Here is a 16,745-nt window from a genome sequence, read left to right as displayed (position 1 = left end):
AATGGCAACTATCGAAGAGCTTGAGTCCCTGCGTTGGGACCTTCGCCGCGATTGCGTCGATATCATCATGGCTGGCGCCGGCGGCCACATCGGCGGCGACATGTCGGTGATCGACGCCCTCATGACCCTCTACGCCAACCACCTCAACATTTCACCCGAGACCGTCGACGATCCCAACCGCGACCGCTTCGTGCTCTCCAAGGGCCACGCCATGGAAGCCTACTACGCGGTGCTCTGCCACGAGGGCTATCTTGACCTCGATGACGTCAAGGCCCGCTTCTCCAAGTTCGGCAGCCCCTACATCGGCCACCCCAACAACAAGCTCAAGGGCATCGAGATGAACTCGGGCTCGCTGGGTCACGGTCTGCCCGTGGCCGTGGGCATGGCGCTCGCCGGTAAGATGGACGGCCGCGACTACCGCGTCTACACCATCATGGGCGACGGGGAACTTGCCGAGGGATCGGTCTGGGAGGGCGCCATGAGCGGCGGCAACTACCAGCTCGATAACCTGTGCGCACTCGTGGACCGCAACCGCCTGCAGATCAGCGGCAGCACCGAGGATGTTATGAAGCAGGACTCGCAGGAGGAGCGCTGGGCCGCCTTCGGTTGGAACGTGCTCTCCATTCCGGGCAACGACGTCCGGGCCATCGACGCCGCGCTGACGCTTGCGGCCGAGACCTGCGGCAAGCCCACGGTCATCATCCTCAACACGGTGAAGGGCTATGGCTCGCCCGTCATGGAGGACAAGGCCGCCTGGCACCATCACCTGCCCAACGATGAGGAATATGCCCAGATCATCGCCGATTTCGCTGCCCATAAGGAGGCCGTCAATGGCTAACAAGATCGCCAATCGCAAGGTTATCTGCGACACGCTGCTCGAGGCCGCGAAGACCGATAAGGACATCGTCGTCCTATGCTCCGACTCCCGCGGCTCCGCATCGCTCACGCCGTTCTTTGATCAGTATCCCCAACAGTCCGTCGAGGTCGGCATTGCCGAGCAGGACCTGGTGAGCATCGCCGCCGGCATGGCTTCGTGCGGAAAGAAGGCCTGGGCCGCCTCGCCGGCGTCCTTTGTGACCACGCGCTCGTATGAGCAGTGCAAGGTCGACGTCTCGTACTCCAACACCAACGTCAAGCTCATCGGCATCTCGGGCGGCGTGTCCTACGGCGCCTTGGGCATGAGCCATCACTCCGCGCAGGATATCGCCGCCATGAGTGCGATTCCCAACATGCGCGTGTATCTGCCGAGCGACCGCTTCCAGACCGCCGAGCTCGTGCGGGCCCTGGTCGCCGACAACAAGCCGGCCTACATTCGCGTGGGCCGCAACCCGGTCGAGGACGTGTACACCGAGGACGAGTGCCCGTTCCAGATGGATCGCGCCACCTGGGTGCGTCGCGGCACCGATGTGACGCTCGTCGCCACCGGCGAGATGGTCCGCCATGCCGTGGACGCTGCCGACCTGCTGGCCGAGCAGGGCATCTCGGCAACGGTGCTCGACATGTATTGCGTCAAGCCGCTTGACGCCGAGGCAGTGATTGAGGCTGCCGGTGCCACGCGCGCCGTCGTGACGGTCGAGGAGCACAGCCCCTTCGGCGGCCTGGGCTCTATGGTCGCGCAGGTGGTGGGCGAGCATTGCCCGCGTCCGGTCAAGTGCCTCTCCCTGCCCGACGCACCGGTCATCACCGGCACGAGCCCCGAGGTCTTCGCACACTACGGCCTGACGGGTGCCGGAATCGCGCAGACCGTCGCCGAGTTCCTCGGCAACTAGTAGAAACAGACGCTGCGCGGCCGCCAAGCACCGCACCTTGCCGTTCAAACCGTCGCTTGCGTACGCAAAGTACGCGGCGCTCCTCTTTCACGGCAATCTGCGGCACTTGACGGCCGCTCGCTCCTTGTCCGCCAGTCGTCTTTGATTTGGCGGAAGGAATGGGAGAGTGCATGAGCAAATACATCATCGGAATCGATCAATCCACGCAGGGCACCAAGGCACTGCTGGTGGACGAGGGCGGCCATTTGATTCATCGTGCCGATCGCTCGCATCGCCAGATTGTCAACGAGGCCGGTTGGGTGAGCCATGATCCGGCCGAGATTGCCGCCAACGTGTTGGCCGTGGCGCGTGCCGTGGTGGAGGAGACCGGGGTCGACCCTGCCGACATCGCCGGCATCGGCATCTCCAACCAGCGCGAGACCACTGTTGCCTGGAACCGCGCGACGGGCGAGCCGCTGTGCGACGCCGTAGTGTGGCAGTGCGCCCGCGCCCGCGAGCTGTGCGACAAGCTGGACGCGCGCGAGGGTGTGGCCGAGCTGGTGCGCGACACGACGGGTCTGGTGCTCTCGCCCTACTACCCGGCGGGCAAGATGGCCTGGATCCTCGCGAACGTTCCCGCTGCTGCCGAGGCTGCGGCGGCAGGCGAGCTGTGCCTGGGCACCATCGATGCCTGGGTGGTCTGGACGCTCACGGGCGGCGCGGAGTTTCGCTGCGACTGGTCCAACGCCAGCCGCACGCAGCTCTTTGACCTGCGCCGTGGCTGCTGGAGCGAGCCGGTGTGCGAGGCCTTTGGCGTCGATGTGGCCTGCCTGCCGCAGGTGACCGATTCCGATGGCCTGTTCGGCATGACGGACCTGGGCGGCTTTTTGCCGGCACCCGTGCCCATTCACGGCGTGCTCGGCGACAGCCATGCCGCCTTGTTCGCGCAGGGCTGCCACAGCCGCGGCATGGCCAAAGCGACCTATGGCACCGGCAGCTCGGTCATGATGAACGTCGGCGACGAGTTCGTTGCCAGCTCGCACGGGCTTTCGAGCTCGCTCGCATGGCGTATGGACGGCGTGACCGAGTACGTGCTCGAGGGCAACGTGAGCTACGCCGGCGCCGTCAAGACGTGGCTGCGCGACGATCTGGAACTCATCAATAACCCCGAGGAAGTTACCGACCTGTGCTACGCCGCCAATCCGGCGAGCCGCGTCTACTTTGTGCCGGCGTTTACCGGTTTGGGCGCGCCGCACTGGGCGAGTGACGCCGAGGGCTGCGTCTTTGGCATGACGCGCACCACGGGTCGCGCGGAGTTCGTGAAGGCCGCCGACGAGTCGATCGCCTATCAGATCTTTGACGTGATCGATGCGATGGTTGAGGATTCGGGTGCAACGTTGGCCGAGCTTCGTGTTGACGGCGGTCCCACGCGCGACGCGTACCTGATGCAGTTTGAGAGCGACTTGGTTGGCTCGCCCATCCGCATCGCGAGCAACGACGAGATGAGCGGCCTGGGTGCGGCCTGGGCCTGCGGCATCGCGCTGGGCATGTACACGCGCGATGTCGTCGATGTCTACGGCGCCCGCGGCATCGTGGAGCCGTCGATGCCCGCTGACGAACGCGCCAAAAAGATCGCCGGCTGGCGCCACGCTGTCAAATCAACAATTGCATACACTGCCTAGAATGATTTTTTAGGACGGGATTAAAAATTCATTGATCCCCGTCCCGGGCAGCTCATTTGGGACGGGGCTTTTTTGACTGGTATGATTGGTGCGACCATTCGAACCAGCTAAAAGAGCCCCGTCCCAAATTGACTATCGAGAGGATCTGCCATGGAGCGCATCGCGAGCTTTTCCGTTGACCATTTGCAGCTTGAGCCCGGCGTGTACGTGAGCCGCATCGACCGCGATCCGGCGACCGCCGCTGTCGTTACCACCTTTGACCTGCGCCTGACCACGCCCAACAAGGAGCCGGTCATGAACACGGCAGAGTGCCACACCATCGAGCACCTAGGCGCGACATTCCTTCGCAACCATGCCGAGTGGTCGAGCCGCATTGTCTACTTTGGCCCCATGGGCTGCCGCACGGGCTTTTACCTGGTCGTTTTTGGTGAGGTGACGAGCGAGGAGATCCTGCCGCTCGTGCGTGAGTTGTTTGAGTTTGTCGCCGACTTTGAGGGCGATGTCCCCGGAGCCGCTCCCGAGGAGTGCGGCAACTACCTGGACCAGAACCTTCCCATGGCAAACTGGCTCGCGCGCCGCTACCTCGACCGCGACCTGGCCGATATCGACGAGAAGCACCTGCACTATCAGCAGGCGTAAGGGCTTATCGCCCAAAACGCGCACATTGGGCGCCTTCGCTTATGCGGGGGCGCCTTTTTGTTGAGTGGTCTGGACGAGCGTTCAAAATCGCTCATGTTTGTTCTAGAATGTTCGTATAGTCACATTTACGAACAGGAGCGAACATGCATATCTATTCTGTCAACGATCCCGAGTTCAAGTCCTATGGCCGCGTGTGGGACGACGTCCCGTCCAGCCTGACCGCCCCGCTCGTCGAGGCGTTCTCCGCAACGCCCATCCCCGAGGGCAGCAAGTACGTGGCCTCCGCGCCTGAGCTGGAGCAGGTCGAGGGCGCCGATGCGCTCGGCCTGCTCATGTATGGCGGCCGTCCGTTCCAGCTGGGCTGGTGCAACGGCCACAACACGAAGCTCAACTGCTTGGAGTATCACCGCGCGAGCGAGTTCAACCTGGGTGCTCGCGACTTTATTCTGCTGCTCGCCAAGCGTGAGCAGATTGTCGACGGCAAGCTCGACACCGCGCAGGTCAAGGCGTTCCGCGCGCCCGCCGGCACGCTCGTCGAGGTCTACGCCACCACGTTGCACTACACGCCGTGCATGGTCGACGACGGTGGCTTCCAGGTGATGGTTGCGCTGCCCGCCGGCACCAACGGTCCGCGCCCCGAGGCTGCGGCCGACATGCCCGCGGCCGGTGATAGCTACTGCTACTGGAAGGCCGACAAGTGGGTTCTCTGCCACGCAGATAGTCCCAAGGCTGCCGAGGGCGGCTACGTAGGTCTCGTCGGCAAGAACCTCGACATCACCGTGGACTAGGGTCTTCCGTCTCAATCTGTAACAGTTGGCGCGCTAAATCGTCTCTATCTGTTACAGATCAAGACGAACCACGGGGGCCGCCCGAACAATCTCAATCTGTAACGCCAAGCCCGGTTTTGACGGCCTAACTGTTACAGATCGAGACAAGCGGGCCCAACCCACCACAAAGGTGCCTGTCCCCATTGTGGTGGCTGTCTAGAGCTGGCTGCGCAGATAGTCAGCCATATATGGAACAGCGAAACGCACGTAACCGCGGCGCGCCTGTTCGATAACGCCGACGTCGATGAGGCGTCGGCGATACTTTTGGGCATAGTCGGGTGTGACTGACATGCGCTCGGCCACATTGGAGATGCGCGACACGCCGTCTTTGTCATCAGTCATTGCGTCGAGAAACGCGACGTCTTGGTCCGATAGCGCGGCGAGCGTCGTTTCACAAACATCGTTTTCGAAATCGGCCTTTGACGCTTCGATAGCTCCGTCGACTTGCTCTGGCGTTACGTATTCTCCTGCCTGGCAGCGATTGGCGATGTTGTAGCCGATGAGCTGCAGCATATAGGGCGATCCTTGGGTTGCACGAGCGGCACGGAGGCGAAGATCGCCTGGAATATCAAGGTCGAGCTCTTCGAAAGCCCGCTGATAATAGGCATCGACATCTCCGACTGAAAGCGGTTCGAGCGTGACTTTGCGTGCGCGGTTGAGAAATGTCAGTACGCGGTCGTTGAGTGTCGCGGAGACTGCTCCCGGGAGGCCCGCCATGACGAGCGCGACGTTGAGTCCCTCGCCGACCAGCTCTTGATAGGCGGTGACGAGCTGTCTGATCTCGGGTGAATTTGCCTGGAGCTCGTCGATGAGGATGAGGATGCCGTGTCCCTGCTCGGTTAACTTGCGTGCCAACTGCGTGAGTTTGAACTGGAAACTCTTAGTTTCCTGTACGTCGCGCGTAAACTCGAGGCCGGCTGAGAAACCGAAGACGCTCAAACTGCCACCTGTAAGTTTGGGGAGACGATGCTTGTTGGCGTAAGGCTCGCCCGCTTCCTGGATTTTCTCAACAATGCGCTCGAGCATATCCTCGGAGGCTACGGTGGGCGTGGCGACAACAAAGCCGAGCTTGCGGGCGCGATCGGCAAGTTCCCACAACAGAACCGTTTTGCCGCTGCCTCGCTGGCCGAGCATGAGCATGGCTCGGTCTCGATTGCCCGGCTCCTGCTCAAGGCCGGAGATGAATGTCGAAATCACGCTCCCGCGTCCCACCAGATAGGACGGGCGATTTCCAAATGAGGGGGAGAAGATGGTTTCAGTCATAAGTCTCCTTTCCTTTTTTTCCTATTTTTTCCTTTTTTTCCTATTCAGTCAAATGAGTTGCTGAGCGAAGGCGGCTAAGTAGGTCTCATCGGCAAAAACCTCGACATCGCCTGCGACTAGAATCTTCTGTCTCGATCTGTAACATCTAGCGGGCTAAATCGTCTCTACCTGTTACAGATTTAGACAAACTGCAAGGGACTGGCCGAACAATCTCAATCTGTAACACCTGGCCCGGTTTTGGCGGCCTACCTGTTACAGATCGAGACAAATCGCCCCAAACCGCCACAAAGGCGCCTGTCCCCTTGGTGGTGAATTGGGCAGGCGGGTATCAAAAAGTGTCAGGCGGGGTGGCTGCCGGGCGCCTGCACGCGAAAAGAAGTATCGGCCTGTGCCACCGCCGTTGAGCGACGCGTTGTTTGCAGGGATACTGAGCCTATGACAACAGCGTGCGAAAGGATTGATACATGGCTTTCCGTAATGACTTCCTGTGGGGCGGCGCAACGGCTGCCAACCAGTGCGAGGGTGCCTACGACGTGGACGGCCGCGGCCTGGCCAACGTGGACGTGGCTCCGCACGGCCCCGAGCGCTATGCGGTGGTCTCCGGCCAGCGTAAAATGCTCGACTTCGAGGACGGCTATTACTATCCCGCGCAGACCGGCATCGATTTCTATCACCACTACAAAGAGGACATCGCTCTCTTTGCCGAGATGGGCTTTAAGACCTTCCGTATGAGCCTGGCTTGGACCCGCATCTTCCCCAACGGCGACGAGACCGAGCCCAACGAGGCTGGCCTGGCCTTCTACGAGGAAGTATTCCGCGAGTGTCAGGCGCACGGCATCGAGCCGCTCGTGACCATCACGCACTTCGATTGCCCGATTCACCTCATCAAGGAGTACGGCGGCTGGCGAAACCGCAAGCTCATCGACTTCTACAAGAACCTCGCGACCACGATCTTTACCCGCTACAAGGGGCTGGTGAAGTACTGGCTCACCTTCAACGAGATCAATATGATCTTGCACCTGCCGTTTATGGGTGCTGGTCTGGTCTTTGAGGAGGGCGAGAACAAGGAGGCCGTCGAGTACCTGGCCGCCCACAACGAGCTCGTCGCCAGCGCTTGGGCAACCAAGATCGCCCACGAGATCGACCCCGAGATCAAGATCGGCTGCATGCTCGCCGCGGGTAGCTACTACCCCTACAGCTGCCGTCCGGGCGACGTGCGCCAGGCGCAGCTCGATAACCAGGACAACTACTTCTTCGTCGACGTCCAGAGCCGCGGCTACTACCCGGCATATGCCGTCAAGAAGCTCGAGCGTCTAGGCATCGATGTGGGCATGACGGACGAGGACCGCGAGATCCTGGCCGCTAACACCGTCGACTTCATCAGCTTTAGCTATTACAGCACCCGCTGCTCTGCCGGTGCCGATAACCCCGATGTCGAGCGCACCCAGGGTAACGCCTTCGCCGGCGCCAAGAACCCCTACCTGCAGGAGAGCCAGTGGGGCTGGGCCATCGATCCTCTGGGCTTCCGCATCACCCTCAACGACCTGTACGACCGTTATCAGAAGCCGCTGTTTGTGGTCGAGAACGGTCTGGGCGCCAAGGATGTTGTCGAGGAGGATGGCTCCATCAACGACGACTACCGTATCGACTACCTGCGCCAGCATATCGCCGCGATGCGCGATGCGGTGACCGAGGACGGCGTTGACCTGCTGGGCTACACCACCTGGGGCCCGATCGACCTGGTGTCTGCCGGCACGGGTGAGATGTCCAAGCGCTACGGCTTTATCTATGTGGACCGCGACGACGCCGGCAACGGTACCCTCAAGCGTTCCAAAAAGAAGAGCTTCGACTGGTACAAGAAGGTTATTGCTTCTAATGGTGAGGACCTGTCCTAAGGAAGCTGAGACACTCAACTTCATAGCCTTCTAACCAAGGCGCCCGGCGAGTAGTTATTGCTCGCCGGGCGCCTTGCCGTCTGCGGATTTTGGGACATGCGGCCCGCTTTTTGGGCCCGCCTGTCGGTACACTAAAGGGACTATGAGTACCCGCGAGCGACATATCGGCCACGCGGCCGCCCGGACCGCTCCGGTTGCGGATCCCAGGGGCGGCAGGCTCTTCGCCATGCCGCGATTCCTTGTTGGCATAACGCATCAGGTGTACCGTCACCGCGTCTTTGCTATCGCCGGCGCCATCACCGCGCTGTTCCTCATGCTTTTGGCGATCTTGCCGGTGCTGTTCGCCTTCGACCCCAAACTTTCTAACGCCGTGCCCGCCTATAGCGAGGTGTCCGAAGAGGTCGTGGATGGGCTCACCCATTCGAGCCCTCTCCCGCTGCTTGTCGCCGCAATTGTATTTTCGATTTGGGGCGTGTTGGTCTATCTGCGTTGTTTGGACTATGTGTTGCGCCGCCGCCTTGTTGCCATCGCCACCATCTGTGCCCTGTGGATGATCGAGGTCATTCTCAAGTACAAGTCGTACACGCCGTTCTATGCCACCTTGCTGTGGTACCTGTACTACGTGCCCATGACGCTCATTCCGCTGCTCTACCAGCTCTGCGGCCTGCGCCTTGCGGGCCTGGAGCAACGCCGCCTGGGTCGCCGCTACCGTGCTGCGCTGTGGATTGTGGCCATCCTGCTTATCGGATTTGTACTCACCAACGATTTTCACCAGCAGGTCTTCCGCTTTGACCGTACAAGCGACACCTGGAGCAACGATTACACGTACGGCCGGGGTTATTTCGCCTTCCTCGTGTGGACGGCCTCTAACTTCGTGGCCTTTTTTATCCTGGTTGGTCGGTCCTCGTCCTTTCGCATCCAACGTTTCTCGGGCACGGCGGCGCTCGTGCTGCTGGGCGGCGCATTCTTTGGCATCTCATATGCTCTGCGCGTGCCCTGGGCATGGAGGCTCAACTTTTCGCTCGTCTATTGCGTCCTGTGCGTGGTGGCGATGGAAATCTGTCTCGATTGCGGTGTCATTCCGTCGTACCACGATATCGCCGGCATCTTCGACACCTTGCCGCTTGACCTCAAAGTTCTAACGCGCGACCTGCAGGAGGTCTATGCCACGCCGGTGTCAAAGCCAATGCCGGTAGGCGTGCGCGAGGAGCTGCGGACCCAGGAGCACGGCCGCGCCCATGCCTTTACCGTGGCGTCCGATCCCGATGTGATGTATCGTGCTTTTCCGCTGCTGGGGGGATCGGCCCTGCTTGCCCAAGACGTATCGGAGCTCAACGAGCTCAATCGCGAACTGGCACATCGTCGCATGGAGCTGCAACGCCAAAACGAGCTGCTTGCCGCCGACTACGACCTTAAGACACATTTGGCAGATCAAGAGGCCGAGACCTTGCTAGTCCAAGACGTGGACCAGGCGCTTGCCCGCGCGCTCGAAGAGATGTACGACTTGTTGAGCTCGCTGCCGCCGTTGACTGACGAGGAATCTTCGCGCGAGCGTTACCGCATGCTGCAGCGCGCCAAGATGCTCGTTGCCTATTGCAAACGGAAGGGGTCGCTCACGTTGGCACAGCACGGGGAGAGCGGTTTTGACCGCGACCGCATTCAGCTCATTGCCAACGAGCTCGCAAGCGACCTGCGCACGATCGATGTCGATTGCGCCTCGATTATTGCCATACGGCGCCCGATGCACGCCAGTACGGTAAGCGCGCTGTACGACTGCGTGTATGACTTTGCGTTTTTTGCCTACGCCACCGATCATCCGGCACTTATGTATCACTTGGGCGACCATGACCGATGCAGCGTCGAGCTGCGCGCCACACTTTTTTCCAACGATGATGAAGATCTTTCGCAGACGCCCGCTGCGCAAGAGCTCGAAAGCGCTTTGCAAGGGCGCAACGTGGCATACCGCCTTGAGGGCGAGTCCGGTCAGCTGCGCATGATCGTCTTGATGCCGAGGGCGGGTGAGTGACGATGCAGATTTCGCTCATACTTCCCCAAATCGTTGCGCTCGATGTTGTCTTTGCCCTGGCTGCGTGTCTGCAGACGATCCACGTCCCGCTCATCGCATCGCGCCGCTCGTCCTATAACCGTAAGGTGATTTGCGCCTACGAGGCGAGTCTTGTGCTTCACCTGATGATTTCGGCGCTCATCTTGTTCACGTCGTCTGGCTCGTATCTGGTGGCGCCGCTTGACGTTTGCGCCAGGGCAATGGGCGGAGCGTTGTGGCTCAATGCCGCAATCTTTGCCTATGGCGTGGTACTTATGGTGCACTATCGTCGTCCCGTCATGCTGGTCGAGCTGCTGCTTGTTGTCGCCGTTACACCACCGGTGGTTTTTGCCATGGGCTCGGCGTGGACCGTTGTCCTTATCGCAGAGGGAGCGTTCTTCCTGTTCCGTTCCATCGCGGCGCTCTTGATGGACGTCCGTAACCGCCAAGAGGATATCACCTTGTTCTCGACGATCGAGACCATCAACGTGATTCCCGTGGGCATCCTGTATCTAGACCCGAGGGGCCGTCCGCTGCTCATGAACCGCTGCATGCGCAAAAACCTCGTAGAGCTCCATATGCCCACCGACCTGGGCGACATGAGCAGCACATGGAACGACCTGCGCAAACTTAGCATGCAAATGCCCGAAAGCAGCGCTAATCGCGCCCATATCGACCTTGATCGCTTTGGTAGGGATCGCGCCGTGGTCGAGATCTCTCCTTCCGAGATTCGTCTGTTCGTGCGTGACGCCGTTACGGTCTCGAGCCGTCCGTTCGAGCGCGTCGTCGGCCTGGACGTGACGGAATACGCACACGCCTACGACCGTCTGGCGCAAGCCAACCACCTGCTTGAGCGTGCTGGCCAAGAGCTCCAGGCCCAGATCGAAGAAGCCAAAAAGGTTGCCGACAATGCGGCCTACCTACGTATGCGTGCCCGCGTTCACGATGTGATCGGCCAGCGCCTGTCCATTCTTCATCGCTATTTGGAGGAGGGACGTCTGGATGATGAGTCGCTCGAGCAGATTGACCCGTTGCTGCGCTCAATCGCCGCCGATTTGCGCAGTGGCGGTGCCAGCGAGCCTGCAGAGCAGCTGAGCGATATCGTCCACGCCTTTGGCTTGGTGAGTGTGCAGATCGATGTTGAGGGTGCGCTGCCTGAGGACGCGCGTGTCGCTGCCGCATTTTTGCAGATTATCCGCGAGGCCTCGACCAATGCCACCAGGCATGCGCAGGCGCATCGGGTCCACGTGCGCCTGTGGCAGGAGGGGACGAATGCTGGCGCCGTCGCGCGCATGACGATTTCTAACGACGGGTCCCCGGCCCCCGTATCGTATCGCGAGGGAACGGGTATCCCAGGTATGAGGCATGTCGCGCAAGATTTGGGCGGCGGCCTGGAAGTCCACGCCGCCCAGCCCTTTACGCTTGCGGTGTCCATCCCGCTGAGCTCCAACGCCACGGTCCAAAGGAGAAGTTCATGATCCGCGTGTTAATTGTCGAAGATCAGGCCATTCTGCGCGAAAGCCTGGCGCGCTCCGTTGGCGACCAGCCCGATATGACCGTCGTCGCCGCGATCGCCGATGCCTCCGAGGCCTTGGGTGTCGCGCTCAAGGAGCGCCCGGACATGATATTGATGGACGTGTGCACCGAACACGATTCAAACGGCATCGTGGCGGCGGCGCGCATCAAGGAGCAGCTGCCCGAGTGCCGCGTCATCATCATGACAGGTATGCCCGAGATCACCTTTGTCGACCAGGCTCGCGAGGCGGGCGTCGATAGCTTTGTGTACAAGAACGTTGGTATCGACGAGCTGTTCGCCGTGATGCGCTCCACGCTGGCGGGCTATTGCACGTTTCCCAAGCCGCCCGAAAGCATTTTTTCGGGCACGGCGGCACTCGACGATGTCGAGCTGTCGATTTTGCGCCTTGCCTGCGAGGGCAAAAGCCGCCGCGAGATCGCGGCCGAGCTGTTTATGAGTGAGGGTACCATCAAGCGTCGCATCTCGGAGATTCTGAGCAAGACCGGCTACGACAACATCATGCGTCTTGCCGTGCGCGCGGTAACGGAGGGCAGCATCGTCCCCAACATGGAGCGCCCGTAATCGACGCGCTCGCCGTGTTCCGGCGCCGTAAAGATAGGCCGCCCGCCGTTTTGCATCAGAAAACGACGGTCGGCCTGCTTGTGCGGCTGTGCTGTCGGCATAAAAACGACGGGGCCGCAGGATCAACTCCTGCGGCCCCGCCTGGCAAGTGCGCGGATGCGTCCGCCAATCCGCGGCTGATGTTACGTGCCGCTACGCGATGGTTGCGGTGTAGGAGGCGACGTCCTCGTAGGAATCGGTCAGGTAGGCGTCGATGCCGATGGTCGTGTTGACCAGGTCGTCAAGGCTGTCAAGCTCGCCGCTCGAGAACGTGAATTCCTCGGTGGCGTTGGTGCCGGGCATCAGGTTAGCCGAGAACCAGGGTTCCTTCATGGTGCCGTTGACGTTGGTCTTGCCGGAGGGAGCGTAGAAGGTCAGGTCCTTGTCGCTCTTGTTGGTGATGTTGACGACAAAGCCGATGTCGCCCCATTCGTCCTTGAACTTCTCGGTGATGGTGATGGTGCACAGATCGTCATCGGCGACGGTGACGGCGGGGGAGATTTCGACGCTCTGGACGTCGTCGTCTTCGACGGCCTCATCGATCTCCTCTTCCTTCTCGGCCGCCTCGCGATCCTTTTTTACCGTACCGGACAGATCCTTGTCGGACTTCGTAAAGATAAGCTTGTCGCCTTCCACCTCGAGGACGAGCTTGCCGTCCTTGAGTTTCATGTCCTGCGAATCGCCGTCGGCGGTGATGGTTGCAGTGGTGGCGTCCTTGGCCTCCCATTTCAGGTCGGCGACCTCAAGGAACATGTCGAGGACGCCCGTGCCGTCTTCGTCGAGGATCAGGATACAGTTGAGGCCCCACTCCTTGAGCATATCCATGTACTCATCGGTGAGCTCTTCGCCCTCCAGGGTTCCACCCGAGAGTTCCCAGCTGCCGACGAAGTTGGCCTTGGGGTCCTTGCCGCCGCCGCTGCAGCCCGTCAGGGCAAAGGCGAGCGCCAGGACGCATGTCAGAAATGCGAGTACGGACTTTTTGAACGTTGTCTTCATGGTGTCCTCCTTTATCGAACGAAACCCATAGAAGCAAATGCGGGGGTGGCGGACCCCCCGCCAATTACCAGATAGAGGGGTTAGGGCCTAGGCGTTCCGCAGTTGCTGCAGAACTTGCCGCCGTTTTCGCTGCCGCAGTTGGGGCAGAACCACTTGGCCGGTGCCGGGGCGGGTGCGGGGCTGCCGCATTCGGGGCAGAACTTGCCGGTGTTGGTGGCACCGCAGCTGCAGGTCCACGTGCCGGCCGCGGGGGCAGCGGCAGGAGCCGGTGCGGGGGCGGGTGCCGGAGCCGGCTGTGGGGCGGCCTGCTGCTGTGCCTGGCCGGCGGCGAACAGCTGGCTGGCGTTCATGCCGCCCATGCCGCCCGCCATGCCCATGCCCATAAAGCCGGCCATCGCGCCGTTGGGGTTGGCGGCTGCCGCGCGCATCGCATCGCTCTGGGCGCTGGCGATGTTGGCGGCTGCCATGGTGGGATCGCGCATGACTGCGGCCTTCTGCAGGTCCTTGATCATTTGCTCGTCTTCTTGCGAGGCAACGATGGAGTTGACGCCAAAGCTCACGATCTCGACGCCGCGCAGGTCGCGCCAGTCGGCGGAGAGAACCTCGTTGAGCGCGCGGGCGAGCTCGGTGGTGTGGCCGGGGATAGCGCTGTAGCGGATGCCCATCTCCGAGATCTTGGCAAAGGCGGGTTGCAGAGCGGTGAGCAGCTCGGACTTAAGCTGGCTGTCGATCTTATCGCGCGTGTAGCTATCGGTCACGTTGCCGCACACGTTGGTGTAGAACAGCAGCGGGTTGGTGATGCGGTACGAATACTCGCCGTTGCAGCGAACGGAGATGTCGACATCCAGGCCAATGTTGTTATCGACCACGCGGAAGGGCACAGGCGAGGCGGTGCCGTACTTATTGCCGATGATCTCCTTGGTGTTGATGAAGTAGACACGCTGGTCCTTGCCCGCGTCGCCGCCAAAGGCAAAACGGCTGCCGATATTGGCGAACGTCTCCTTGATGGAGTCGCCCAGGTTGCCGCTAAAGACGCTCGGCTCGCTGCCGGTGTCAAAGACAAACTCGCCGGGCTCCAGCGCGACCTCGATGATCTTGCCGTTTTGCACCACGAGCATGCCCTGGCCGTCGTTGACGGCGATGACGGAGCCGTTGGAGATGACGTTGTCCTCGCCGCGCGTGTTGGAGCTGCGGCCGCCGGTGCGCTTGCTGCCCTTGCAGGCCAAGACGTCAGCGGGCATCGATTCGCAATAGATATATTCCTTCCACTGGTCGGCCATGACGCCGCCGGCAGCTCCCAATCCAGCTTTCAAGAGTCCCATGGTGATCTTCCTTTCTCGTCAAAGGCCGGGTGGTATTGGTCAGAATGGCTAATCGTCCTTGTTGTCCTTCATGACAACGGTGGTCTCGGTGTGGCTGAAGGTGTCGTGCTTCTCGGTCAAGTCGAGCTCGCCGCAGTAGCAATCGGCGTGGGTGGCCTCGTTGGCCGTCTTGAGCTGGCCTACCAGCAGCACGTCTCCGATGATTACGATAATCAGCGGTGCGACGATGTTGATGAGGATGCCCTCGATATCAAAGGTGAGGTAGTCCGGATCGAAGGCGTTCTCGCCCATAAAGAGAATCTGGGAGAGGACAAACCCGATTACAAAGAACAGCACCGAGGCGATGGCGAGCTTGGGCTTGGAGCAGGGCAGCTCGCCGACCATGCGGCCGGTTTGGCCGTTCATGGCAAACAGGTAGCTCTTGCCGTTCCACGAGGTGGAAAGCATCCACACGGGGAACAGAGCGTAGTTGCTGTCTTCCCAGGTGTAGTCGAGCTGCTTGCTTTCGACCTTGGCATCGTCATATTCGTCGACGACGGTCTCGCGCAGGGCCGAAATCGTACTTTCTTCCATACGACGCTCGGCGCGCGCCTTGCAGGTCTCGCAATCCTCATCGTAGCGGTTGGCGATGTAGCCGGGCATATACGCGACCGAGAACGGGCGCAGCGCGTCGTAGTCAAACGGCTCGATAGCATCCATATGGCCGTCGGGCATCTTGGACGATCCGTCGACGGGCACGCGCTCAAACGAGATTTTGCCCTTACGGTAGGCGTCGTAGTGGTTGGTGGTCGTGACGGTGCGGTCGGATTCCTCGGTCACGGTCTCGTTGGTCGCATCGAAGTACACTTCGCCATCCACGCGGGCGCCGTAGAGCCAAAACGGCACGTAAACGCCTTGGACCTCGTCGATGTGGTTGCCGGTGACAAAGCTCTTGGGCAGCAGGATTTTGCCCTTGTAATGCTTCTTGAGCGCGGCCATGACATCATCGCGCCCGAGCTTAAACGGAATCACCAGGTCGGGTGAGAAGTCGCCCGAGAGCTGGCCGGGCGCCACGGCGGAGTTGCCGCAGTATGGGCAGGTGGTAACGGCGACGGTGCCGTCCGAGACCAGCTCGGCGCCGCACGACGAGCAGATGTAGCCGGCGTTTTGGGCCAGATCCTGCACGGCATCGTCGACAGCAGGTTTGGGGGCCGCGGCTGCGGCATCGGCTTTGGCATCTGCCTTGTCCTGGCGCTCGCGATAGAGGGCCTCGACTTCTTCGACTTCAAAACGCGAATCGCAGTAGTCGCAGACAAGCTTTTGTTCGGCACTGGCAAAGTGAAGGGGGCCGCCACACGCGGGGCACTGATAGTTGACACTCTCGAAGGCCATGATCGGTCCTTTCCGTGCCGGAGGCTATGCGCCGATGGCGCCGCCGCAGTATTCGCAGCGCCCGCTGGTATCGGGAATGGTGGTTGCACCGCAGAAGGGGCAGGTGACCGCGGTCTTGGGGGCCTTGGCGGCCACGACGCTGTCGCGTGTCTCCTGACGCAGCTGTACCAGCGCATCGCGGACTTCGGTTGCCTGGCGCTTGGCCTCGCGATATTCGATGGAGCCACGCTGATCGATGGTGGAGTCGTTCACGCGCAGGTTGATCTCGGTAAAGTACGGCGTGTTGACGTGAATAGTCAGGTTAAAGTCGTAATCCAGGTCGTAGCGCGGCGGGTTGTAGCTCTCGCGCTCGCCGTCCTTGGTCTCGCGATAGATCTCGGTGCGATGCTCGTCGATATCCATATCGCAGCCGAGTACCTGTGAGAACTCGATGATGTCGGGATTGGCGTCGCGCCAGCGGCTCTGCGAAGTGATGATCAGCAGACCCGCGTCTTCGTCGAGCATGATGTTGGTGCGCCCGGCAGAGAGCGTGCGCGTTGGGTTGAACGAGGCCAGGCGCTCGGCGTTGGCCTCGCGGTAGGCGAGTTGCTCGCGGATATCGTCCGCGGTGCTGGAGCGCCAACCACTAAAGAAGGGGGACAGCTTGCCTGCGCACTCTTTGCACAGGTAGCCTTCGTTGATCTTGGTCTTTCCCAAAATCCCCAGTTCGGTACCGCAAATCGCGCACTCTTTCTTCTCGAACATCTTGTCAAAGAAGCCCATGGCTGCCTCCCATCAACAGGTAGCGTGTGTCACTTTTGATGATGGGTGAGCGCTCGATC

General features: G+C 61.0%; 14 protein-coding genes. 9 read left to right on the top strand and 5 right to left on the bottom strand.

Annotated elements, in window-relative coordinates; genetic code table 11:
* Position 1: 1 nt before the first annotated feature.
* The 5 genes from ACTNBY_RS06930 (at position 2) to ACTNBY_RS06910 (ending at position 4,857) form a co-directional block, all read left to right on the top strand.
* Positions 2–838 (top strand): transketolase, encoded by an 837-nt coding sequence (locus tag ACTNBY_RS06930; RefSeq protein WP_427718096.1) that lies wholly within the window; start codon positions 2–4, stop codon positions 836–838.
* Complete coding sequence (locus ACTNBY_RS06925; RefSeq protein ID WP_427718099.1) at positions 831–1,769, top strand: transketolase family protein; 939 nt, start codon at positions 831–833, stop codon at positions 1,767–1,769. The genes ACTNBY_RS06930 and ACTNBY_RS06925 overlap by 8 nt, the downstream gene beginning before the upstream one ends.
* 170 nt (positions 1,770–1,939) lie before the next feature.
* Complete coding sequence (locus tag ACTNBY_RS06920) at positions 1,940–3,430, top strand: FGGY family carbohydrate kinase (protein ID WP_441063923.1); 1,491 nt, start codon at positions 1,940–1,942, stop codon at positions 3,428–3,430.
* Between the two features lie 150 nt (positions 3,431–3,580).
* Entirely contained in the window at positions 3,581–4,069 is a 489-nt protein-coding gene (locus ACTNBY_RS06915; RefSeq protein WP_427727273.1) for an S-ribosylhomocysteine lyase, read from the top strand.
* 143 nt (positions 4,070–4,212) lie between these two features.
* Positions 4,213–4,857 carry a DUF4867 family protein gene (locus tag ACTNBY_RS06910; RefSeq protein WP_441063922.1) on the top strand — a complete coding sequence of 215 codons (645 nt, stop codon included), beginning with the start codon at positions 4,213–4,215 and terminating at the stop codon, positions 4,855–4,857.
* Between the two features lie 195 nt (positions 4,858–5,052).
* On the opposite strand, the gene ACTNBY_RS06905 is transcribed toward ACTNBY_RS06910, so the two are convergent.
* Complete coding sequence (locus tag ACTNBY_RS06905) at positions 5,053–6,159, bottom strand: ATP-binding protein (protein ID WP_441048959.1); 1,107 nt, start codon at positions 6,157–6,159, stop codon at positions 5,053–5,055.
* A gap of 464 nt (positions 6,160–6,623) precedes the next feature.
* Between ACTNBY_RS06905 and ACTNBY_RS06900 the strand changes: the two genes are divergently transcribed.
* From ACTNBY_RS06900 to ACTNBY_RS06885, 4 genes are all read left to right on the top strand, one after another.
* A complete protein-coding gene (locus ACTNBY_RS06900) occupies positions 6,624–8,054 on the top strand; it encodes a 6-phospho-beta-glucosidase (protein ID WP_441048958.1) in 1,431 nt (476 codons plus the stop codon).
* Positions 8,055–8,196: 142 nt separating this feature from the next.
* Positions 8,197–10,080 (top strand): histidine kinase N-terminal 7TM domain-containing protein, encoded by a 1,884-nt coding sequence (locus tag ACTNBY_RS06895; RefSeq protein WP_441063921.1) that lies wholly within the window; start codon positions 8,197–8,199, stop codon positions 10,078–10,080.
* Positions 10,077–11,576 (top strand): sensor histidine kinase, encoded by a 1,500-nt coding sequence (locus ACTNBY_RS06890; RefSeq protein WP_441063920.1) that lies wholly within the window; start codon positions 10,077–10,079, stop codon positions 11,574–11,576. Before ACTNBY_RS06895 ends, ACTNBY_RS06890 begins: the two co-directional genes overlap by 4 nt.
* Positions 11,573–12,196, top strand: a complete 624-nt coding sequence (locus tag ACTNBY_RS06885) for a response regulator transcription factor (RefSeq protein WP_418825693.1) — start codon at positions 11,573–11,575, stop codon at positions 12,194–12,196. The genes ACTNBY_RS06890 and ACTNBY_RS06885 overlap by 4 nt, the downstream gene beginning before the upstream one ends.
* Before the next feature lie 192 nt (positions 12,197–12,388).
* Here the strand turns inward: ACTNBY_RS06885 and ACTNBY_RS06880 are convergent, their stop codons facing one another.
* The 4 genes from ACTNBY_RS06880 to ACTNBY_RS06865 form a co-directional block, all read right to left on the bottom strand.
* Positions 12,389–13,231 carry a hypothetical protein gene (locus tag ACTNBY_RS06880; protein WP_441015338.1) on the bottom strand — a complete coding sequence of 281 codons (843 nt, stop codon included), beginning with the start codon at positions 13,229–13,231 and terminating at the stop codon, positions 12,389–12,391.
* Between the two features lie 80 nt (positions 13,232–13,311).
* The gene (locus tag ACTNBY_RS06875) at positions 13,312–14,553 is read right to left on the bottom strand and encodes an SPFH domain-containing protein (protein WP_441063919.1); all 1,242 of its coding nucleotides are present in this window, start codon (positions 14,551–14,553) and stop codon (positions 13,312–13,314) included.
* 48 nt (positions 14,554–14,601) lie between these two features.
* The gene (locus ACTNBY_RS06870; RefSeq protein WP_441063918.1) at positions 14,602–15,924 is read right to left on the bottom strand and encodes a hypothetical protein; all 1,323 of its coding nucleotides are present in this window, start codon (positions 15,922–15,924) and stop codon (positions 14,602–14,604) included.
* 24 nt (positions 15,925–15,948) lie between these two features.
* On the bottom strand, positions 15,949–16,686 hold the full coding sequence (locus ACTNBY_RS06865) for a DUF4428 domain-containing protein (RefSeq protein ID WP_441063916.1): 738 nt from the start codon (positions 16,684–16,686) through the stop codon (positions 15,949–15,951).
* Positions 16,687–16,745 lie beyond the last annotated feature (59 nt).

Origin of the sequence: Collinsella sp. HCP28S3_E12, assembly GCF_052065595.1 — a bacterium.
In the GTDB taxonomy this organism is placed as follows: domain Bacteria; phylum Actinomycetota; class Coriobacteriia; order Coriobacteriales; family Coriobacteriaceae; genus Collinsella.
Note: the sequence above shows the minus strand (reverse complement) of the source record. Positions and strands in the feature narration are given on the sequence as shown.

What these genes read in the sequence shown, in the direction of transcription:
- ACTNBY_RS06930 (WP_427718096.1), top strand. Translation starts at nt 2, where the DNA reads ATGGCAACTATCGAAGAGCTTGAGTCCCTGCGTTGGGACCTTCGCCGC.
- ACTNBY_RS06925 (WP_427718099.1), top strand. Translation starts at nt 831, where the DNA reads ATGGCTAACAAGATCGCCAATCGCAAGGTTATCTGCGACACGCTGCTC.
- ACTNBY_RS06920 (WP_441063923.1), top strand. Translation starts at nt 1,940, where the DNA reads ATGAGCAAATACATCATCGGAATCGATCAATCCACGCAGGGCACCAAG.
- ACTNBY_RS06915 (WP_427727273.1), top strand. Translation starts at nt 3,581, where the DNA reads ATGGAGCGCATCGCGAGCTTTTCCGTTGACCATTTGCAGCTTGAGCCC.
- ACTNBY_RS06910 (WP_441063922.1), top strand. Translation starts at nt 4,213, where the DNA reads ATGCATATCTATTCTGTCAACGATCCCGAGTTCAAGTCCTATGGCCGC.
- ACTNBY_RS06905 (WP_441048959.1), bottom strand. Translation starts at nt 6,159, where the DNA reads ATGACTGAAACCATCTTCTCCCCCTCATTTGGAAATCGCCCGTCCTAT.
- ACTNBY_RS06900 (WP_441048958.1), top strand. Translation starts at nt 6,624, where the DNA reads ATGGCTTTCCGTAATGACTTCCTGTGGGGCGGCGCAACGGCTGCCAAC.
- ACTNBY_RS06895 (WP_441063921.1), top strand. Translation starts at nt 8,197, where the DNA reads ATGAGTACCCGCGAGCGACATATCGGCCACGCGGCCGCCCGGACCGCT.
- ACTNBY_RS06885 (WP_418825693.1), top strand. Translation starts at nt 11,573, where the DNA reads ATGATCCGCGTGTTAATTGTCGAAGATCAGGCCATTCTGCGCGAAAGC.
- ACTNBY_RS06880 (WP_441015338.1), bottom strand. Translation starts at nt 13,231, where the DNA reads ATGAAGACAACGTTCAAAAAGTCCGTACTCGCATTTCTGACATGCGTC.
- ACTNBY_RS06875 (WP_441063919.1), bottom strand. Translation starts at nt 14,553, where the DNA reads ATGGGACTCTTGAAAGCTGGATTGGGAGCTGCCGGCGGCGTCATGGCC.
- ACTNBY_RS06870 (WP_441063918.1), bottom strand. Translation starts at nt 15,924, where the DNA reads ATGGCCTTCGAGAGTGTCAACTATCAGTGCCCCGCGTGTGGCGGCCCC.
- ACTNBY_RS06865 (WP_441063916.1), bottom strand. Translation starts at nt 16,686, where the DNA reads ATGGGCTTCTTTGACAAGATGTTCGAGAAGAAAGAGTGCGCGATTTGC.